We start from the raw sequence: 4,295 nt of genomic DNA, 5'->3' as shown, positions 1-4,295 counted from the left end.
CGTGCCGTGCAGCACGGGGCTCGCCCGTTTCTACCGCGTGATGGTGTAAACACAGGGACGTGCAACCGCCGGACTCGCAAGAGGCGCCCAGCCCGTCACATTTCACCGCGCCGTTTGACGAGGAGTTGGGGCTGCAGTTCACCGAACTCACCCCCGACGGCGCCCGTGCGCAGCTGGAGGTCCAGCCCAAGCTTCTGCAGCCGATGGGCCTGGTGCACGGCGGCGTCTACTGCTCGATGATCGAGAGCATGGCCAGCGTGGCGGCCTTCACCTGGCTCGCCACCCGCGGCGGCGGCAATGTGGTCGGCGTCAACAACAACACCGATTTTCTGCGGTCCATCAGCTCGGGGATGGTCTACGGGACCGCCGAGCCGATTCACCGCGGCCGACGCCAGCAGCTGTGGCTGGTGACGATCACCGACGACAGCGACCGGATGGTGGCACGGGGCCAGGTACGACTGCAGAACCTCGAAACGGGTTAGCTGGCCGCCCTGGTTACCGTCGTATCTCGCGCCTCGGCGGCCAGTTCGGCAAGCTGCTCGAGCCGCGTTCGGGCAAACGCCTGCTGTTCGGTGATGGCGAGCTGGCCGCGGTGCGTGCTCAGGAACGTCACCGTCCAGGACAGCAGCGTGCTGACCTTGGTCTTGAAACCGACGAGGTAGACCAAGTGCAGCACCAGCCAGGCCAGCCAGGCAATGAAGCCGCTGAATTCCAGCGGACCGATCTTGGCCAATGCGGAAAACCTCGACACCGTCGCCATGGAGCCCTTGTCGAAGTATTGGAACGGTTCGCGTTCGGCGGGATTGGCGCCGGCCAGTTCGGCCTTGACGGTGTTGGCGACGTACTTGGCACCCTGAATGGCGCCCTGCGCCACCCCCGGCACACCCTCGACGGCGGCCAGGTCACCGACGACGAACACGTTCGGGTATCCCGGGATCGACAGGTCCGGCTGCACCTGGACCCGGCCGGCCTTGTCCAGCTCCACCGCGGACTGTTCGGCGAGGTCGCGGCCCAATCGGCTGGCCTGGACTCCGGCGGACCACACCTTGCAGGCCGATTCGATGCGCCGCTCGGAGCCGTCGGAGTCCTTGACCGTGATGCCGGTGCGGTCGACGTCGGTGACCATCGCACCCAGCTGGATCTCCACGCCCATCTTTTCTAGCCGCGCGGCCGCCCGCTGGCCGAGTTTTTCGCCCATCGACGGCAGTACCGCCGGGGCGGCGTCGAGCAGGATCACCCGCGCCCTGGTCGAGTCGATACGCCGGAAGGCGCCTTTCAAGGTGTGTCCGGCCAACTCGGCGATCTGCCCGGCCATCTCGACACCGGTGGGGCCGGCTCCAACCACGGTGAACGTCAGCAGCCGCTCGCGCCGCTCCGGATCGCTGGACCGTTCGGCCTGCTCGAACGCGCTCAAAATCCGGCCGCGCAATTCGAGCGCATCGTCGATGGACTTCATGCCGGGCGCAAATTCGGCGAAGTGATCGTTGCCGAAGTAGGACTGCCCCGCTCCGGCCGCGACGATCAGGGTGTCGTAGGGGGTGTCGTAACTGTGGCCGAGCAGTTCGGAGACGACGCGCTGGTTGGCGAGGTCGATGTGGGTGACGTTGCCCAGCAGCACTTCGACGTTGCGCTGCCGGCGCAGGACCACGCGGGTGGCCGGGGCGATCTCGCCCTCCGACAAAATCCCGGTGGCCACCTGGTACAGCAACGGCTGGAACAGGTGATGGGTGGTCCGGGCGATCAGTTTGATGTCGACGTCGGCCCGCTTGAGCTTCTTTGCCGCGTTGAGTCCGCCGAACCCCGAACCGATGATGACCACGCGGTGACGACGCGTTGCTTCAGCTGTGACTTCTGGCTGGGGGCTCATATTCGGCTGCTCCTGACGGGATCTCCTCGACGCGCGAAATGCAGTTAGCTAGTAACCCTTTCCAGCCTAGTCAAACGCAGTCGGCAACCCCAAGCCGCAAGCGTGTGTAATCAACCACAAGGGAGGGTGCGGACAGGCCTGCGTTACACCCCTATACACCGAGTAACGGGCGCAAGGCCTCCGCGACGGTGGTGATCACACCGGGCGTGTGGCCATTAGGCAGGTTGACGATCACCCCGCCGACACCGACGTCAAGTACCTTATCCCGCACCTGGTCGGCGACCTGTGCCGGGCTGCCGGCCACCATGCGCCTGTTAACGTTCTCGGGAAGCCGGGCGGGATCGAGGTTCTCGTCGACGATCACGGTCAGCATCAAACTCGTCTCTAGCGTCGCCGGGTCTCGGCCGGCCTCCTCGCACCGGGCGGCGACGGCGTCCATCTTGCGCGGCAGCTCGTCGAACGCCGCGATGATGTTGAGATGGTCCGCGCAGCGGGCGGCGATCGCGAAGGTCTTCTTCTCGCCGCCGCCGCCGATCAGGATCGGGACGCGGTCGCGGTAGCGCGGCTCGGCCATCGCCGATTCGGTGGTGTACCAATCCCCGGAGAACGTGGGCCGCTCGCCTCTGATCATCGGGTCGAGGATCTGCAGCGCCTCTTCCAGCCGGTTGAACCGGTCGGTGAAGGTGCCGAACTCGAAACCGAGCTGTTGGTGTTCGAGCTCGTACCAGCCGGCCCCGATACCGAGGATCGCCCTACCGCCGCTCACCACGTCGAGCGTGGTTATGACCTTGCCCAGCAGCGCCGGGTTGCGGTAGGTGTTGCCGGTCACCAGCGTGCCCAGCTGCAGACGCTCGGTGGCGGTCGCCAGCGCGCCCAGGGCGGTGTAGGCCTCCAGCATCGGCTGGTCGGGCGTTCCCAACATCGGCAGTTGATAAAAGTGGTCCATCACGAAGAGCGAGTCGTAGCCCGCTGCCTCGGCCTCTTGGGCCTGGGCGATCACCGTCGGGAAAAGCTTTTCCACACCGGTACCGTAGGAGAAGTTGGGGATCTGGAATCCCAGCCGAATAGCCACGGTGTCTACCGTACCTTCGGCTCCGAAAGCGGAAGAGGCTCAGGCGAACTGAGCCAGCGCGCCGTGGCTGACGTGCAGCGTCTGGCCGGTGATGTGGCGGGCCGCAGGGGTGGTGAGGAACAGCGCCAGTCGGGCGATCTCAGCCGCGACGGACGGCGGTGTGCGGGACAGGCCGTCGTAGCCCGCCTGGACGCTGCGCCCGCAGGCGACGGCATTGACCGTGATGCCGCGAGTCCCGTACACGGCCGCTTGCCCGGCGACCCAGTTCGACAGGGCCGCCTTGATGGCGGCGTCGACGCTGCCCGCGGGCGGGTTTTCGGCCATCACGCTGATGATCGAGCCACCGGACCGCAGGTAATCACCGAGGGCCTGGACCGTCAGCACCGCCGACAGCACCGTCGCGTCCAGCGTGTTCCGCCATGCGTTGGCGGTGTCGGATAGCGAGTAGGTGCGGGGGTCACCGGCGTCGAAGCTCGGCGACGGCACGTTGACGATGGTGTCCAGGTGGTGGGGGAACAGCCCGCGAACTTCTGTGAGGCTGGCCGGGTCGTTGGTGTCGCAGACGATCGCGTCCACGTCGAGTTCCTTGGCGACGACCTCGAGGTCGGCGCGACGGGCACCTACCAGGGTTACTTTGTGACCGTCATCGCGGAAGCCCTCGGCTACCACGCGTCCCAGATCGGTGTCGCCGCCGGTGACCAGCACCTCCACTGCCATGACCTCCTCGTGTTCAACCTCGTGTTCACCTAGTACCCAGACCCTGGCAGTTCACCAGCGCTTTTGCTTCACGCTCGGCGCACGAACCTGGTTCTAGTTGCCTGGGATCTCAGCATGTTTGTGGCATCGATCGGGATCGATGTTACTGGACAGTAGCTATTTAAGGAAATCTTAATCGCCACGACGCGCGGATGTTTTTCGTAACTATTCCGCCATGACGTCGGGCTAGGGTTTGACCCATGCGTCGGATCGGGGTGCTGGCCGGTTTGGTACGGACGATGCTGGTGGTCGGCTTGCTGGCGGGTACTTTCGGGTGCAGTTCGAAATCGCCTTCGTCGGCGCCGACGGCGTCGTCTTCTTCCCCGCAGGCCTCCGGAACGATCGCGGTGTACGCCGCGGCCTCGTTGAAGCCCTCGTTCACCAAGATCGGTCAGCAATTCAAGACCGACAATCCCGGCAGTGACATCAATTTCGAATTCATGGGCTCCTCCGAGCTGGCGACTCAGTTGACTCAGGGCGCGACGGCCGACGTCTTCGCATCCGCGGATACCGCGCAGATGGACACGGTCGTCAGGGCCGGACTGGTGGACGGCAATCCGACGAACTTCGCCGCCAACACGTTGGTCATCGTCACCGCGC

At 65.4% G+C, this 4,295-nt stretch carries 5 protein-coding genes; 2 read left to right on the top strand and 3 right to left on the bottom strand.

Translation table 11 applies throughout. The features are described from left to right. Positions 1–59: 59 nt before the first annotated feature. Positions 60–482 carry a PaaI family thioesterase gene (locus ACLP9N_RS29855; RefSeq protein ID WP_442410747.1) on the top strand — a complete coding sequence of 141 codons (423 nt, stop codon included), beginning with the start codon at positions 60–62 and terminating at the stop codon, positions 480–482. Here the strand turns inward: ACLP9N_RS29855 and ACLP9N_RS29850 are convergent. The 3 genes from ACLP9N_RS29850 to ACLP9N_RS29840 all read right to left on the bottom strand — a co-directional run bounded on the left by ACLP9N_RS29850 (position 479) and on the right by ACLP9N_RS29840 (position 3,656). After that, entirely contained in the window at positions 479–1,867 is a 1,389-nt protein-coding gene (locus ACLP9N_RS29850) for an NAD(P)/FAD-dependent oxidoreductase (protein WP_442410746.1), read from the bottom strand. The genes ACLP9N_RS29855 and ACLP9N_RS29850 overlap by 4 nt on opposite strands. A gap of 151 nt (positions 1,868–2,018) precedes the next feature. Then, complete coding sequence (locus ACLP9N_RS29845; protein WP_442410745.1) at positions 2,019–2,939, bottom strand: LLM class F420-dependent oxidoreductase; 921 nt, start codon at positions 2,937–2,939, stop codon at positions 2,019–2,021. Positions 2,940–2,978: 39 nt separating this feature from the next. Continuing rightward, complete coding sequence (locus tag ACLP9N_RS29840) at positions 2,979–3,656, bottom strand: SDR family oxidoreductase (RefSeq protein WP_442410744.1); 678 nt, start codon at positions 3,654–3,656, stop codon at positions 2,979–2,981. A 239-nt stretch (positions 3,657–3,895) separates the two neighbouring features. Between ACLP9N_RS29840 and modA the strand changes: the two genes are divergently transcribed. Continuing rightward, positions 3,896–4,295 (top strand): molybdate ABC transporter substrate-binding protein (gene modA, locus ACLP9N_RS29835; protein WP_442410743.1); only part of this gene is annotated, 400 nt, incomplete at its 3' end.

Source organism: Mycobacterium sp., from assembly GCF_052144515.1.
Lineage (GTDB): Bacteria > Actinomycetota > Actinomycetes > Mycobacteriales > Mycobacteriaceae > Mycobacterium.
Note: the sequence above shows the minus strand (reverse complement) of the source record. Positions and strands in the feature narration are given on the sequence as shown.